We start from the raw sequence: 15,034 nt of genomic DNA on the forward strand, positions 1-15,034 counted from the left end.
CTGATGCAATCAGGTCAAAGCGCGCTCTGGAACTAACAGGGCAGGGAAGCTCATGTACGGTACGGAGCAAAGTGCGAAGGGAGGCGGAGCCGGTTCCGCCACTGAAAGCGGAACGGTGCCGGATGCAGTGCCAGATTCAGTTCAAGCCGCACGGCAGGCAAGCATGGCAGTTCTTGCACGTGCAAGCGGCGAAGAGCTGCAAGCTTTCTGGCAGGCATGGTCCAACAAGCCGGAATTTGAAGTTCTGCGCGGACCGGAAACCGGTCTCGTAATGCTGCGTGGCCGCATTGGCGGCGGCGGCGCACCCTTCAATGTCGGCGAGGCAACGGTGACGCGCGCTACGGTGCGGCTCTCCGACGGTTCTGTCGGTCACTCTTATGCGCTCGGTCGCGATCAGGAAAAGGCGCGGCTTGCCGCTGTCTTCGATGCATTGTGGCTCGATGAAGGCCATCGCGATGCCGTGGAGGCACAAGTGCTGAATGTCTTGCGCAAGCGGCTGGACGATGCCGACGTCAAGCTGCGCGGCGAAGCCGCCGCTACCAAGGTCGATTTCTTCACAATGGTCCGGGGAGACAATTGATGCTTCCTTTTTCTCTCGAAAACAGCGCTTCCTCTGCGTTTGAAGGTGGCTTTGACGATCCGGTGACGGATGCGCAGTCGGCTTTTCATGCCGTCATGCACGCCATGGCTAATCCCGGTCGCATCTATCTTCTGGCTCGCACAGCCACACCACCGCAGCCGCTGACGCCTGAACTGGGCGTTATTGCAGCAACCCTGCTCGATCACGATGCGACTGTCTGGTGCGATGCAGCGATAGCAGCTGATGAAAGCGCAACCGCCTGGCTTACTTTCCACACGGGCGCGCCGCGTGTCGAAAGTGCGGATGCCGCACAATTCGCTCTGGCCAGCAATGTTTCGCTGCTGCCGTCTCTGGCAGGGTTTTCGCAGGGTGATGCCGAATTTCCCGACCGTTCGACAACCGTCGTTCTCGCTGTTGCGTCGCTGACAAGCGGACAGGGCTTTGAGCTGAAAGGCCCCGGTATCGATGGCGAACGTGCACTTCAGGTTGAAGGCCTGCCGCAGGATTTCATCCAGCAATGGCGTGAGAACGGCGCACAATACCCGCTCGGCGTTGATCTTGTTCTGGTCAGCGACGGCGCTGTTGCAGCGCTTCCCCGCACAACTCGCGTTTCCGCTCTGGAGGGCTGAAAATGTATGTTGCCGTAAAGGGTGGCGAAACGGCCATCCATAATGCACACCGTCTTCTCGATGATCGTCGTCGCGGCGATCGTTCGGTTCCGGCTTTGCGTCTCGACCAGATTGCCGAACAGCTGGCGCTGGCGGTTGATCGCGTCATGGCCGAAGGTTCGCTCTATGATCGCGAACTGGCAGCACTTGCTGTGCGCCAGTCGCGTGGCGATCTGATCGAAGCAATCTTTCTGGTGCGCGCCTACCGCACCACCTTGCCGCGCTTTGGCTATTCGCGGCCGATGGAAACCGCTGAAATGCTGATCGAACGCCGCATTTCTGCGACCTACAAGGATTTGCCGGGCGGTCAGCTTTTGGGACCGACCTTCGATTACACGCACCGTCTGCTCGACCCAGATCTGGCCGGTGATGTTGCCGTTCCGGAACCCGAAATGCGGGAAGCCGTGAAGGAAGAGACGCCGCGTGTAACCGATATTCTTGGCGCGGTCGGCATGATTGAGGATGATGGTTCCCTGCCGGAAGGTCACGAACCGGGCGACCTGACCCGCGAACCGTGGACATTCCCGATGGAGCGCGATCTGCGCCTTCAGGCATTGGCACGCGGTGATGAAGGTTTCCTGCTGGCGCTCGGCTATTCCACCCAGCGCGGCTATGGCAATAACCATCCTTTCGTCGGCGAAATCCGCATTGGCGAAGTGGATGTCGAGTTCGACGTGCCCGAACTTGGTTTTGCCGTCTCGCTCGGTCGCGTGCAGCTGACCGAATGCCAGATGGTCAATCAGTTCAAAGGTTCGGCCAAGCAGCCGCCGCAATTCACGCGCGGTTACGGTCTGGTGTTCGGCCAGAGCGAACGCAAGGCCATGTCCATGTCGCTCTGCGACCGTGCACTGCGCGTGCGGGAATTCGATGCGGATGTGACGGCACCTGCCGAGGACGAGGAATTCGTCATCTCGCATTCCGACAATGTGCAGGCGACGGGTTTCGTCGAGCATCTGAAACTGCCGCATTACGTGGATTTCCAGGCAGAACTCGATCTCATCCGCCGCATGCGTGCGGAATATGACCAAGCGCACAATGAGACTGAAGGCGTAACGAAGGAGGCCGCAGAATGAGCGATCTGGCCAATTATAACTTCGCCTATCTGGACGAACAGACCAAGCGGATGATCCGCCGCGCCATCCTGAAGGCCATCGCAATACCGGGCTATCAGGTGCCTTTTGCCAGCCGTGAAATGCCGATGCCTTATGGCTGGGGCACCGGCGGCGTGCAGGTGACGGCTGCCATTCTGGGGCCGGATGACGTGCTGAAGGTCATCGATCAGGGTGCCGATGACACGACCAATGCCGTTTCCATCCGCGCCTTCTTCCAGAAGACTGCCGATGTCGCTGTAACAACCCATACGGGCGAGGCGACCATCATCCAGACCCGCCACCGCATCCCGGAATATCCGCTGACCGAGGGGCAGGTGATTGTCTATCAGGTGCCGATCCCGGAACCGCTGCGTTTTCTGGAGCCACGCGAAACCGAAACCCGCAAGATGCACGCGCTCGCCGAATATGGCCTCATGCATGTGAAGCTTTACGAGGACATTGCGCGTCACGGTCATATCGCCAAGACCTACGATTATCCGGTGATGATCGAAGGCCGCTATGTGATGGCGCCTTCGCCGACGCCGAAATTCGACAATCCGAAAATGCATATGTCTCCGGCATTGCAGCTGTTCGGCGCCGGTCGCGAAAAGCGCATCTATGCCGTCCCACCTTATACGCAGGTGGTCAGCCTCGACTTTGAGGATCATCCGTTCGAAGTGCAGAAGTTCAAGGAACCCTGTGCGCTGTGCGGCGCGAAGGGCGTCTATCTGGATGAAGTCGTGCTCGATGATCGCGGCGGCTCGATGTTCGTCTGCTCCGACACTGATTTTTGCGAAGACCGTCAGGCCAACGGCCATTTCGGTCATCTGGCTGCAAACAAGGAGGCCGCGGCCAAGGAGACCGTAAAATGAACAGCGAACCCCTGCTGAGAGTAAACAGCCTGTCGAAGTTTTACGGCAATCGCCGTGGCTGTGCAGACATTTCCTTCAATCTGTGGCCAGGCGAAGTGCTGGCCATCGTCGGCGAATCCGGTTCGGGCAAGACGACGCTCCTGAACAGTCTGGCAACCCGTCTGGAGCCGACTTCCGGCACCGTCGAATACCGGATGCGTGACGGTGAATTCCGCGATCTCTACAAGATTGGCGAAGCGGAACGCCGTTTCCTGATGCGGACCGACTGGGGTTTTGTGCACCAGAACCCTGCAGACGGATTGCGTATGACGGTTTCGGCTGGCGCCAATGTCGGCGAACGCCTGATGGCTGTTGGTGAGCGACACTATGGCAATATCCGCTCGACGGCCACGGAATGGCTGGGACGTGTCGAAATCGCTTCCGACCGTATCGACGATCAGCCGCGTGCCTTCTCTGGCGGCATGCGTCAGCGCTTGCAGATTGCCCGCAATCTGGTGACGGCTCCGCGACTTGTTTTCATGGATGAACCGACCGGCGGTCTCGATGTGTCTGTGCAGGCACGTCTTCTCGACCTGTTGCGCGGCCTCGTCAGCGATCTTGGTCTGTCGGTGATCATCGTTACTCACGATCTTGCCGTAGCCCGGCTTCTGTCCCATCGCATCATGGTCATGAAAGACGGCCATATTGTCGAACAGGGCCTGACTGACCGCGTGCTGGATGACCCGCAGGCGCCATATACGCAACTGCTCGTGTCGTCTATTCTGCAGGTTTAGTAAATTAAAACAGATGTTTGCAGCGTGTTGTTCGTAAATTAGCGAAACTTCATGCGTGAGGTGAGAAATGACACAAGTTAGAACATCCTCTCCGCTGGCGGTGTCGGGTCTGGCGAAGACGTTCACGATGCACTTGCAGGGTGGCATTCAGTTGCCAGTCGTAAGTAACGTGGACTTCAATCTGGAAGCAGGTGAATGCGCGGTGCTTGGCGGACCTTCCGGTGCCGGTAAAAGCTCCATTCTCAAGATGGTCTATGGCAATTATGCCGTGAATGCAGGTTCGATCCTCATTCGTCACGAAGACCGTATGGTGGATCTGGCAACAGCCGATCCACGTGAAGTGCTGGCGGTGCGGCGCGATACGATTGGCTATGTCAGCCAGTTTCTGCGCACATTGCCGCGCGTCGCGGCAATTGATGTAGTTGCCGAGCCTCTGGTTGCGCGTGGCGTCGATCGCGAAGTGGCGCTGAACCGCGCTCGCGAGCTTCTGTCACAGCTCAATCTGCCAGAAAGGCTTTGGGCCTTGCCGCCTGCGACTTTCTCGGGTGGCGAACAGCAGCGCGTGAACATCGCGCGCGGTTTCATCACGGATCATCCGGTGTTGCTGCTTGATGAGCCGACCGCCTCACTCGATGCGAAGAACCGTGCGGTCGTGGTTGATCTCATCAAGACCAAGAAGGAGCAGGGCGTCGCCATGCTAGGCATCTTCCACGATGAAGATGTGCGTACGGAGGTTGCGGACCGGATTATCGACGTGACAGCTTTCTCTCCGAGGGCCGCCGCATGACCAAGCTATCGGTAGAACCGCTGGTGCATGAAACCGCCATCGTCAGCGGTTGCACAATCGGTCGCTACACAGAGATAGGCGAGCGCAGCCGCGTTTCGGAGACTGTGCTCGATGACTATTCCTATCTCGGTGTCGATTGTGAAATCTGGTGTGCGGAAATCGGCAAGTTTTCCAATATCGCCAGCCATGTGCGCATCAACGCCACCAACCATCCGACATGGCGTCCGACGCTGCATCATTTCACCTACCGTGCCGGTGATTACTGGCCGGAAGAAAAGGATGAGACGGAGTTTTTCGAGTGGCGTCGCGGCAATGCCGTGAAAATCGGTCACGACACATGGCTCGGCCATGGCTCCACCATTTTGCCGGGTGTGACGGTTGGCAATGGTGCGGTTGTCGGGGCCGGAGCAGTGGTGAGCAAGGACGTGGCACCCTATATGATTGTGGGCGGTGTGCCTGCGCGTCTCATTCGCGAACGTTTCGATGCCGCGACCGGCAATCGTCTGGATCGGCTGGCCTGGTGGCACTGGAGCCATGATCGTCTGCATGAGGCGCTCGATGATTTCCGTGCGCTCGATATCGAAGCTTTCCTCTCAAAATATGAAACGGCCGCCAACACAAATGCGGTCATGAAAGAGCTATCCAATGGCTAATGAAATCGTTCTGAAAAATGCGCAGATCGTGCTCGCTGACGAGATTGTTTCCGGTTCTATCCTGATCCGTGACGGCAAAATTGCAGCCATCGATCAGGGCTATGCCAATGGCGGCGATGACATGGATGGCGATTATGTCATTCCGGGCCTCATCGAGCTGCACACCGACCAGCTCGAAAGCCATTACGCGCCGCGTCCGAAAGTGCGCTGGAATGTCGACGCTGCGGTTCAGGCCCATGATGCGCAGGTTGCAGCATCGGCCATCACGACGGTTTTCGATGCGATGCGCGTCGGCTCCGACTATGACCGCGACTTCGTCGGCAAGGATATGCGCATGCTTGCGGATGCCATTGAAAGCGGTGTTCGCGAAAATCGCCTGCGTGCAGACCACTTTCTGCATCTGCGCTGCGAAGTGTCATCTGCAGATTGCCTTGAAACATTCGAGCTTTTTGCGGGCGATGACCGCGTAAAACTCGCTTCGCTGATGGATCATGCGCCGGGACAGCGTCAATTCGTTGATCTTGAGACCTATCGCACTTATTACATGCGCAAGATGAAGCTCACGGATGAGGAGTTCCGGGTGCATTGTGAGAAGCGCATGGCGGATTCGGACGCCTATTCGGCCAATCATCGCCGCGCCATTGCCGAAATGGCTGCGACACGTGGCATCGTTCTGGCCAGCCATGACGATGCGACCAGTGCGCATGTCGATGAATCGCTCGACCATGGCGTGCGGATTGCCGAGTTTCCGACCACGATGGAAGCGGCCAATGCTTCGAAAGGCGCAGGCCTCTCGATCCTGATGGGCGCGCCGAACATCGTTCGCGGTGGCTCGCATTCCGGCAATATCGCCGCGCGTGATCTCGTGGACAATGGCAGCCTCGACATCCTGTCTTCGGACTATATTCCGTTCAGCCTCATTCAGTCGGCTTTCGGTCTTGCTTCGGGCGAACGTCCGATTGCGCTGCCACAGGCTGTCCGCCTCGTGACCAAGAATCCTGCCGACGCTATGGCCATGGATGATCGCGGCGAAATCGCCATCGGCAAGCGCGCCGATCTCGTTCGCGTGCGCCCGAAAGGTGCAATCCCGGTTGTGCGCACTGTCTGGCGTGAAGGCGAACGGGTGCTTTGATGCAGATGCAATCCGATATGCCGAAAGGCTGTTTCGTCGCCGTCGTCGGCCCCAGCGGGGCCGGCAAGGATACGATCATGGATGCAGCGCGTGTGGCTCTTGCGGGCGACACGCGTTTTCATTTTGTGCGCCGCATCATCACCCGCCCGCAAATGCCGGGCACGGAAGATCATGACAGTCTGGATGAAGCATCTTTTGCAACAGCTGCAGGCGAGGGAGCCTTCGCACTGCACTGGCAGGCACATGGCCTGAGCTATGGATTGCCAAAATCACTGGAGGATGAAATCGCCGACGGTACGGTGGTGATCGCCAACGTTTCACGGCGAGTGCTTGGCGATATTCGCAGGCTCTACAAATCACGTTCTGTGGTCGTGATAACAGCCCGACCGGACGTTCTGGCAGAACGGCTTGCGTCGCGTGGTCGTGAAAGCCGGGAAGAAATCACCGCGCGGCTTGCGCGTGAAGTGAGCTTCGATGACGATGCCGGAGATGTTGTCACAATAGACAATTCAGGTGATGTCAATGCATCCACAGAGACCTTCCTTCATCATTTGAAGGAAATAACTGTTAAAACAATTGCTTAGGTGAAATCTCTATAGCGGCGTGTAAATTTACACAAACGTCATTATGCTTTCATTGCAGTGTCATGGAAGCAATTCAAAGTGAGCATGAATGGAGACGAATTCATGCTTCAACTGAACAACATAACGCGCCGCTATAATGACAAGGTGGCGGTTTCGGGCGTGGACCTCGAAATCGAGCCGGGCACGTTTGTGGGAATTATCGGGCGCTCGGGCGCGGGAAAGTCGACGCTTCTGCGTATGATCAATCGCCTTGTCGAGCCGTCCGAGGGAACAATTCACTGGGATGGTCGTGATGTTACGGGCCTTAAAGGCTCGGGACTGCGCGACTGGCGCGCGCAATGTGCGATGATTTTCCAGCATTTCAATCTGGTCGATCGTCTTGATGTTCTGACCAACGTTCTGATGGGCCGCCTGAACTATGTTTCGACGCCCAAGTCGCTCCTGCGTATCTGGAGCGACGAAGAACGCCTGATCGCGCTTTCCGCTCTGCAGCAGTTCGATATTGCGCATCTTGCGGCGCACCGCGCCGATGAACTTTCGGGTGGCCAGCAACAGCGCGTGGCGATTGCCCGCGCGCTCGTGCAGCAGCCACGCATTATTCTTGCCGACGAGCCGATTGCATCGCTCGATCCGCGCAACACCCGCAGCGTCATGGACGCCCTGCGCCGCATCAATCGCGAATATGGCATCACGGTCCTCTGCAATCTGCACTCGCTCGATATTGCGCGCAGCTATTGCGACCGCCTCGTCGGCATGTCTGCCGGCAAGATCGTATTCCGTGGCACACCGTCGATGCTGACAGATATGGCATCACGCGACCTTTACGGCATGGAAGCCGCTGACGTCATCGACGCCGATGAACAGGCTGAAACAATGCCAATGCCAGTTCCGCAGTCGGCTGAAGCCGTTCTGCGCCAGCTTTCCGCCTGAGCGCATAAAGCTCCGGAAAAAAACACGCTCCAAACTCAGGATTAACAGGAGATACCTATGCTTAACCGTAGAAACTTTCTGGCGGCTGCTGCGCTTACCGCAACGCTGACCATGCCAATGATGGCCTCCACCGCTCAGGCTGCTGACTGGAGCAAGGATTATCCGGAAATCGTTCTGGGCGTTATCCCGGCTGAAAACGCCTCGACCACTTCCGACCGTTATGCGCCTCTGGCCGCCTATCTCGGCAAGGAACTTGGCACCAAGGTCACGCTGCGCGTCGCCAACGACTATGCCGCTGTCATTGAAGGCCAGCGCGCCGGCAACATCCAGATCGCATTCTATGGCCCGGCTTCTTATGCCCGTGCCGTCATGACCGGCGTTGAAACCACACCGCTCGTCAACCAGCGTCATGACACCGGCGTCAACGGCTACTACTCGGTCGTTTATGTTCGCGCCGACAGCCCGTACCAGAAAATGGATGACCTGAAGGGCAAGACCATTGCTCTCGTTGATCCGAACTCCACGTCGGGCAACAATGCTCCGCGCTTCTTCCTCAACCGCGAAGGCTATAGCGTCGATACGTTCTTCGGTAAGAACTTCTTTGCTGGCAGCCATGAAAATGCAGTTCTTGCTCTTGCGCAGGGCACCGCTGATGCCGCTGCCAACTCCTGGAACTCGGAAAACGATTCCAACCTGACCCGCATGGTCAGCCGCGGCGTGCTGAAGGATGCTGACGGCAAGGCAATGACGAAGGACGATTTCCGCGTCATCTTCAAGTCGGACTTCCTTCCAGAAGGTCCGTTCGCTGTTCTCAACACTCTGCCAGACCAGCTGAAGGCCGACATCAAGCAGGCTTTCCTCGATATGCCGAAGAAGGACAAGGCAGGTTTTGATGCCCTTTCCGACGGCAAGGATCAGGAATTCGTAGCGACTGAAGCTAAGGATTTCGAACCAATCATCGAGATGCTCAAGTTCAACGACAAGGCTCGCAAGTCCTAATCCGTAGAACAATTGAAGTGCCCGAAGCCGCAAAAGCTTCGGGCATTTTTTTAGAGCATGATCCCGAAAAGTGGGAACCGGTTTTCGGACAAGATCATGCTTGATTAAAGGAATCTCGCATGACGGTATCCTCAATCGACGGCAACGGTGCAAAAACTCTGCTTGCCGATTATCGGAGAGAAGTCGGCAAACGGCGTCTCTACGGTATCGCGCTGCTCCTCGCGCTTGTCGTTGTCGCCATTGCTGCCTCCGTCGTTGCCGATGTTCGGCCGGGCACACTGGTCGAAAATCTCTTTCGCTTTACAAGCTATCTCGGTCGCATTCTGCCGGATCTGACCATCGCCAATTTCTGGGGCGACCTCGCTGCCTGGTACTGGAACCTCGGCGGCTGGCTCAAGATGCTGTTTGAGACGCTGTTGATCGCCTATCTGGCGACGTTGATCGGTGCTGTGGTCGCTTTTGCGGCTTCCTTCGCAGCATCATCCAACATGGCTCCGAATTCGACGGTTCGCTTCATCGTTCGTCGCGGGCTGGAGCTGTTGCGTACGGTTCCTGAAATCGTCTTCGCGCTGCTGTTCGTTATCGCCTTCGGTCTTGGACCGATGGCCGGTGTGCTGGCACTGATGCTTCATACGACCGGGGCACTGGGCAAGCTGTTCTCCGAAGTCGTCGAGAATATCGATATGCGCCCGGTCGAAGGTATTCGCGCATCGGGCGGCTCCGGCCTGCAGGTCATCCGCTTTGCCGTGCTGCCACAAGTGGCCGCAAATTTTGCTTCCTATGGCCTGCTGCGTTTTGAAGTCAACGTGCGCGGTGCTTCCGTCATGGGTTTTGTAGGGGCGGGCGGCATCGGGCAGGAACTGCTCACCTCCATCCGCCAGTTCTATTACAGCGATGTCAGCGCCATTCTGCTTCTGATCATCATGACGATCGTCGTGATCGATCTTGTCACCCAGCGCGTGCGTCACGCACTGCTTGGCCGTATTGGTTGAGGAGAGAATTATGACCGACATTGCACAAAGTCTCTCCCGCGAAGCACATGCGCACGAAAAGGAATTGAGGACCGAATATGCCGATCTGTTCGGCAATGGGCGCACATGGCGTAATCTGGTGATTTTAACCGTAGCGCTTATCGCTTCAGTTTGGTTCGCTTTCTATTGGCTCGATTTTTCACTGCTGCGCATTCTAAACGGCCTCGGTCGCCTCGGTGATTTCGCCTTGATGATGATGCCGCCATCGTCCGGCGGTCGTTTCAGTCTTTATCTGTGGTCGATGATGGAAACGCTGGCGATTGCCTATCTCGGCACATTGCTGGCAGCGATCCTTGCCTTCCCATTCGGCTTTCTGGCTGCGAAGAACATCATTCCGAATGTATTCCTGCATTTTGGCATTCGCCGCTTCCTCGATACCATCCGCGGCGTCGATACGCTGATATGGGCACTGATCTGGGTGTCGGTTGTGGGGCTTGGACCTTTCGCCGGTATTCTCGCCATCGCCTGCTCGGATTTCGGCGCATTTGGCAAGCTGTTCTCGGAAGCCATTGAAGGGGCGGACAAGAAGCCGGTCGAAGGCGTGGTCTCATCAGGAGGCGGCAAGCTGCACGGCTATCGCTTCGGCGTGCTGCCACAGGTTCTGCCTCTGATCGGCAGTCAGGTGCTTTATTTCTTCGAGTCAAATACCCGTTCGGCGACGATCATTGGTATTGTCGGGGCAGGCGGTATCGGCGCGCATCTGGCGGAACAGATCAAGGTTCTGAACCTTCAGGACGTTTCCTTCCTGATCATCATGATCCTGATCGCTGTTGCCGTGATCGACTGGTTCTCGTCCAAGCTTCGTCACGCCATGATTGGCAAGAAGGCACAGAAATCGGCTTAACCACTGATGAGTGTCTTGATGCCATCGGCAACGAACTGAACCGCAAGCGCGGCTAGAATGACGCCGAGAAGGCGTGTCAGGATGGAACGGCCGGTTTCGCCGAGAAACCGGTCGACCCGCTCTGCCAGCAACAGCACGAGATAGGTAATCAGCAGGCAGACGAAAATTACGCCAAGAAGGGCCAAACGCGGCCCGACGCCATGGAATGAGTCCGAGGTCAGAACGATAGCCGAAATTGCGCCCGGACCGGCAATCAGCGGAATGGCGAGCGGGAAGGCGGCTATATTGCGGATATGGTCCTTGGTGATGGCCACCTCGGCGCTCTTTTCCTTGCGCTCCGTCCGCTTCTCGAAAATCATCTCAAATGCGATCCAGAACAGCAGCAGGCCACCGGCGACGCGGAACGCGCCGATAGTAATGCCGAACATGCCGAGTATCTGTGCGCCTGCAATGGCAAAGAGCGCCATCACGATAAAACCGATGATGGAGGCGCGAAGCGCCACCTGTCCGCGGTGGTGCCGCTCCATGCCAGGCGTCAGTGCCAGAAACAATGGCGCCAGTCCGGGCGGATCGATTGTAACAAGCAGGGTGACGAACGCGCTGAAAACCGTATCGTAGAACCCCATACTGCACGCGCCCTTCTTGTTGGCATGTTATGCTCAATCGGATACATGGATTGTAGACGATCAGTGGCACATGGTCGACGCAAAGCGCCAGTACGGGCAACATCGTTGCTCAATCTTTATGTGAATATCTTTTAAGTCATTGAATTAACAGACGGAAATAGCCCGCCGAAACGGTCGTGAAATTGGCGTTTTTTGCTGGTTTCCGTTATAAAGTGACTTTATCGATTCTGTTGAGAAAGAAATCTGAATAGTGTCAGATCAAACGCCTCCACCCGGTTCCGACGATATGAATGGTGGCCCAAACGGCGGCCCTAGCGGTATCGAACCGATTTCCATTATCGAGGAGATGCAGCGCTCCTATCTCGATTACGCGATGAGCGTTATCGTGAGCCGTGCGCTGCCCGATGTGCGCGACGGCCTGAAGCCCGTACATCGCCGCATTCTCCACGCCATGAACGAGATGAACCTCGCCTATAACCGCCCGTACCGTAAGTCGGCGGGTGTGGTCGGTGAGGTCATGGGTAAGTATCACCCGCATGGCGACGCTTCTATTTATGACGCTCTCGTGCGTATGGCGCAGGATTTCTCCATGCGCGATCCGCTTGTCGACGGGCAGGGCAATTTCGGCTCCATCGACGGCGATCCGCCGGCAGCGATGCGTTACACCGAATGCCGTCTGGAAAAGCTTACCGAATCCATCCTGTCGGACATCGACAAGGACACGGTCGACTTCCAGGACAATTATGACGGCCGCGAGCAGGAACCTGTGGTTATGCCTGCACGCTTCCCGAACCTGCTCGTCAACGGTTCGGGCGGTATCGCTGTCGGCATGGCGACCAACATTCCGCCACACAATCTCGGTGAAGTCATTGACGGCTGCGTAGCGCTCATTGAGAATCCGGCTATTCAGCTGGAAGAAATGATTGAGATCATCCCTGGTCCGGATTTCCCGACCGGTGGCATCATCCTCGGACGCGCAGGCATCAATTCCGCCTACACGACCGGGCGCGGTTCGGTGATCATGCGCGGACGCGCCACCATTGAGCCGATGCGCGGTGACCGCGAAGCCATTATCATCACCGAGATCCCGTATCAGGTGAACAAGGCTTCGATGATCGAGAAAATGGCCGAACTGGTGCGCGACAAGCGCATCGAAGGCATTTCCGATCTGCGTGACGAATCCGACCGCGAAGGCTATCGCGTTGTGGTCGAACTCAAGCGCGACGCTGTTGCCGATGTCGTTCTGAACCAGCTCTATCGTTACACGCCGCTGCAGACCTCGTTCGGTTGCAACATGGTGGCGCTGAACGGCGGCAAGCCGGAACAGCTCAATCTGCTCGACATGCTGCGCGCTTTTGTTGCCTTCCGCGAGGAAGTCGTGACGCGCCGCACAAAGTTCTTGCTCAACAAGGCGCGCGACCGCGCGCATGTGTTGGTCGGCCTTGCAATTGCGGTCGCCAATATCGATGAGGTGATTGCACTCATCCGTCGTGCGCCCGATCCAACGACGGCCCGCGAGCAGTTGATGGAACGTCGTTGGCCTGCAGCCGATGTGGCTCCGCTGATCCGTCTCATCGACGATCCGCGCCATCGTATCAATGAAGACGACACCTATAACCTCTCCGAAGAACAGGCTCGTGCCATTCTCGATCTGCGTCTGCAGCGCCTGACCGCGCTCGGTCGCGACGAAGTGGCGGACGAACTGAACAAGATCGGTGAGGAAATCCGCGATTATCTCGACATTCTCTCGTCGCGCCTACGCGTGATGACGATCGTCAAGGATGAGATGATTGCGGTTCGTGACGAGTTCGCCACGCCACGCCGCACCGAAATCGGTTTCGGTGGCGCCGAAATGGATGACGAAGACCTGATCGCCCGTGAGGATATGGTCGTCACCGTCAGTCATGCAGGCTATATCAAGCGCGTTCCGCTGACGACCTATCGTGCGCAGCGCCGTGGCGGCAAGGGCCGCTCCGGCATGGCCACGAAGGACGAGGATTTCGTCACCCGCCTGTTCGTCGCCAATACGCATACGCCGGTTCTGTTCTTCTCCTCGCGTGGCATTGTCTACAAGGAGAAGGTCTGGCGTCTGCCCGTCGGCACGCCGCAGTCCCGTGGCAAGGCGCTCATCAACATGCTGCCGTTGCAGCAGGGCGAGCGCATCACCACAATCATGCCGTTGCCGGAGGATGAAGAATCCTGGGCAAATCTCGACGTCATGTTCTCGACTACGCGCGGTACGGTTCGCCGTAACAAGTTGTCCGACTTCGTTCAGGTCAACCGCAACGGCAAGATCGCGATGAAGTTGGAAGACGAGGGCGATGAAATCCTCTCCGTCGATACCTGTACGGAATTCGACGATGTGCTTCTGACCTGTGCCGGTGGCCAGTGCATTCGCTTCCCGGTTACCGATGTGCGCGTCTTTGCAGGCCGTAATTCCATCGGCGTGCGCGGCATCAATCTGGCCGATGGCGACAAGGTCATCTCCATGGCGATCCTGCATCACGTCGATGCCGATGCATCAACCCGTTCTGCCTATCTCAAGCGTTCGATTGCCGAGCGCCGGGCGCAGGGTGCGGACGACGCAGACGACATCGTGGTTGTCGGCGAGGAAGTCGGAACCGATGCGGAACTGACCGAAGAGCTCTATCAGGAGCTGAAGGCCCGCGAAGAAACCGTGCTGACTGTCAGCGAATACGGTTACGGCAAGCGTTCCTCATCCTACGAGTTCCGCGTTTCAGGCCGTGGCGGCAAGGGCATCCGCGCTACCGACACGTCAAAGACCGACGAAATCGGCAAGCTCGTTGCCCTGTTCCCGGTCGAGGCGAGCGACCAGATTCTGCTTGTTTCCGATGGCGGACAGCTCATTCGCGTACCGGTTGACGGTATCCGTATTGCCGGACGTTCCACCAAGGGCGTCACGATCTTCAACACGGCGGATGGCGAAAAGGTCGTCTCGGTCGAACGCATATCCGAAGCGGATAGCGATGAAGAAAACGGCAGTGAGGGCGAGGCAGCTTCTGAAGGCGAAGCACCAATCGCGGACACCGAAGAATAATAGAGAAGCCCGGGTTAGAGCATTTTCGAGCCAAAAGTGTGAAACAGTTTTGCATCGGATAATGCGACAAACCAACGGACCCGGGCTTTTTATATAGATCAATGAAAAAGGCCGATGGCGGGAACCATCGGCCTTTTTCAGATGCCAAGACTGGAGGAATTGGCGATCACAGAAACTCTTTCACAGCAAGCTCCAACGCTATTGCGTGAACTCGGCTGCTAATACTTAGCGCGAACGCATGTTGCGCAAGCTGTTGATGTCAAATGTCACCTGACGCACGCGCTGACGCTTGGACTCGTTCTCTTCGAGAAGCAGTATGATTGCCGATGCAGCCATCGCGACCATCATGGATAATGCCAGAAGAAAGATCATCATCGTGTTATCCTTTCGACATACATACGCTTCA

Annotated in this window: 16 protein-coding genes; 14 read left to right on the forward strand and 2 right to left on the reverse strand. The window is 57.1% G+C overall.

The features are described 5' to 3' along the window. The first annotated feature begins 52 nt into the window (after positions 1–52). From phnG to phnE (ABDF71_RS07575), 13 genes are all read left to right on the forward strand, one after another. Positions 53–580, forward strand: coding sequence for a phosphonate C-P lyase system protein PhnG (gene phnG, locus ABDF71_RS07515; RefSeq protein ID WP_080641751.1), 528 nt, complete (start codon positions 53–55; stop codon positions 578–580). Continuing rightward, the gene (gene phnH, locus ABDF71_RS07520; protein WP_500061450.1) at positions 580–1,209 is read left to right on the forward strand and encodes a phosphonate C-P lyase system protein PhnH; all 630 of its coding nucleotides are present in this window, start codon (positions 580–582) and stop codon (positions 1,207–1,209) included. Before phnG ends, phnH begins: the two co-directional genes overlap by 1 nt. Before the next feature lie 2 nt (positions 1,210–1,211). Beyond that, entirely contained in the window at positions 1,212–2,321 is a 1,110-nt protein-coding gene (locus tag ABDF71_RS07525) for a carbon-phosphorus lyase complex subunit (RefSeq protein ID WP_010660131.1), read from the forward strand. Further along, positions 2,318–3,211: an alpha-D-ribose 1-methylphosphonate 5-phosphate C-P-lyase PhnJ gene (locus tag ABDF71_RS07530; protein ID WP_012092082.1), complete on the forward strand. Its 894-nt coding sequence runs from the start codon at positions 2,318–2,320 to the stop codon at positions 3,209–3,211. Before ABDF71_RS07525 ends, ABDF71_RS07530 begins: the two co-directional genes overlap by 4 nt. Further along, positions 3,208–3,984, forward strand: coding sequence for a phosphonate C-P lyase system protein PhnK (gene phnK, locus ABDF71_RS07535; protein ID WP_010660129.1), 777 nt, complete (start codon positions 3,208–3,210; stop codon positions 3,982–3,984). The genes ABDF71_RS07530 and phnK overlap by 4 nt, the downstream gene beginning before the upstream one ends. A gap of 67 nt (positions 3,985–4,051) precedes the next feature. Continuing rightward, a complete protein-coding gene (gene phnL / locus ABDF71_RS07540) occupies positions 4,052–4,771 on the forward strand; it encodes a phosphonate C-P lyase system protein PhnL (RefSeq protein WP_012092081.1) in 720 nt (239 codons plus the stop codon). Further along, positions 4,768–5,424 (forward strand): DapH/DapD/GlmU-related protein, encoded by a 657-nt coding sequence (locus tag ABDF71_RS07545; RefSeq protein ID WP_500061451.1) that lies wholly within the window; start codon positions 4,768–4,770, stop codon positions 5,422–5,424. The genes phnL and ABDF71_RS07545 overlap by 4 nt, the downstream gene beginning before the upstream one ends. Next, on the forward strand, positions 5,417–6,556 hold the full coding sequence (locus tag ABDF71_RS07550; protein ID WP_500061452.1) for an alpha-D-ribose 1-methylphosphonate 5-triphosphate diphosphatase: 1,140 nt from the start codon (positions 5,417–5,419) through the stop codon (positions 6,554–6,556). The genes ABDF71_RS07545 and ABDF71_RS07550 overlap by 8 nt, the downstream gene beginning before the upstream one ends. A gap of 5 nt (positions 6,557–6,561) precedes the next feature. After that, entirely contained in the window at positions 6,562–7,140 is a 579-nt protein-coding gene (gene phnN, locus ABDF71_RS07555) for a phosphonate metabolism protein/1,5-bisphosphokinase (PRPP-forming) PhnN (protein ID WP_036586893.1), read from the forward strand. Positions 7,141–7,242: 102 nt separating this feature from the next. After that, positions 7,243–8,070: a phosphonate ABC transporter ATP-binding protein gene (gene phnC, locus ABDF71_RS07560; protein WP_012092077.1), complete on the forward strand. Its 828-nt coding sequence runs from the start codon at positions 7,243–7,245 to the stop codon at positions 8,068–8,070. A gap of 57 nt (positions 8,071–8,127) precedes the next feature. Next, a complete protein-coding gene (gene phnD / locus ABDF71_RS07565; protein ID WP_010660123.1) occupies positions 8,128–9,069 on the forward strand; it encodes a phosphonate ABC transporter substrate-binding protein in 942 nt (313 codons plus the stop codon). 119 nt (positions 9,070–9,188) lie between these two features. After that, complete coding sequence (gene phnE, locus ABDF71_RS07570; protein WP_500061453.1) at positions 9,189–10,061, forward strand: phosphonate ABC transporter, permease protein PhnE; 873 nt, start codon at positions 9,189–9,191, stop codon at positions 10,059–10,061. A gap of 10 nt (positions 10,062–10,071) precedes the next feature. Then, positions 10,072–10,944, forward strand: a complete 873-nt coding sequence (gene phnE / locus ABDF71_RS07575) for a phosphonate ABC transporter, permease protein PhnE (RefSeq protein ID WP_500061454.1) — start codon at positions 10,072–10,074, stop codon at positions 10,942–10,944. On the opposite strand, the gene ABDF71_RS07580 is transcribed toward phnE (ABDF71_RS07575), so the two are convergent. Then, positions 10,941–11,570 carry a MarC family protein gene (locus tag ABDF71_RS07580; RefSeq protein WP_071632830.1) on the reverse strand — a complete coding sequence of 210 codons (630 nt, stop codon included), beginning with the start codon at positions 11,568–11,570 and terminating at the stop codon, positions 10,941–10,943. The genes phnE (ABDF71_RS07575) and ABDF71_RS07580 overlap by 4 nt on opposite strands. A gap of 286 nt (positions 11,571–11,856) precedes the next feature. Here ABDF71_RS07580 and gyrA point away from each other — a divergent pair, with 286 nt between their 5' ends. Continuing rightward, positions 11,857–14,628 (forward strand): DNA gyrase subunit A, encoded by a 2,772-nt coding sequence (gene gyrA / locus ABDF71_RS07585; protein WP_029376107.1) that lies wholly within the window; start codon positions 11,857–11,859, stop codon positions 14,626–14,628. Positions 14,629–14,853: 225 nt separating this feature from the next. Here the strand turns inward: gyrA and ABDF71_RS07590 are convergent, their stop codons facing one another. Then, positions 14,854–15,003 (reverse strand): hypothetical protein, encoded by a 150-nt coding sequence (locus ABDF71_RS07590; protein WP_010660118.1) that lies wholly within the window; start codon positions 15,001–15,003, stop codon positions 14,854–14,856. Positions 15,004–15,034: the final 31 nt, after the last annotated feature.

This window comes from Ochrobactrum sp. WV_118_8, assembly GCF_039631535.1.
GTDB classification, from domain to species: Bacteria; Pseudomonadota; Alphaproteobacteria; order Rhizobiales; family Rhizobiaceae; genus Brucella; species Brucella anthropi.